The organism is Agromyces humi (assembly GCF_009720255.1).
Taxonomy (GTDB): domain Bacteria; phylum Actinomycetota; class Actinomycetes; order Actinomycetales; family Microbacteriaceae; genus Agromyces; species Agromyces humi.
This window is the reverse complement of the sequence record NZ_WJSP02000803.1, coordinates 1-511: the sequence shown is the minus strand read 5'-3', so window position 1 is coordinate 511 and position 511 is coordinate 1. Positions and strand designations below refer to the sequence as shown.

Below are 511 nucleotides of genomic sequence, written 5' to 3'. Positions count from 1 at the left end.
CCTGCAGTTCGAGCTGCGCCGACGGGTCACGCGTCGGCCCGGCGAATGGCAGGGTCCCCGAGATGAGCCCGCCCGTCGTGCCGGGTCGGTCGACCGGCTCGCGGTGCGACCCGTCACGCGCGGCGCGCGGGGCGCGTGGATCAAGGCGGGGCTGACCTGGCAGAACGTCGGCTTCCAGGCGACCGCCGGCGGGTTCGACCCGGCGCAGTCGCGCTGGTTCGCCCAGTTCGCGATGCTCAAGGGCTCCTCGCCGAGCGTCTTCGCGACCTACGGCTCCGAGTGGATCACCCTCGACGAGTTCGAGAGCCCCCTGCTCTGGGCACTGCTCGCCGAGGCCGCGCGGCTCGGCATCGACCTCGTCGGTTCCGACGTGACGCCCGACCTCGAGGTGCTCGGCGCGGCGTCCGTCGTGCTCGATGTCGCGATCGACGACGGCGGCGACCTCGAGCTCGTGCCGCGGCTCGAGTTCGCCGCGAGGGGCGTCGGTGCTCCGCACGCCGTGCGAGACGTC

1 pseudogene is annotated in these 511 nt (G+C 73.6%); it reads left to right on the top strand.

From position 1 onward, the window contains the following. Nucleotides 1-103: 103 nt before the first annotated feature. Nucleotides 104-511 (top strand): annotated as a pseudogene (locus GH736_RS24265) (DEAD/DEAH box helicase); the annotation flags it as partial.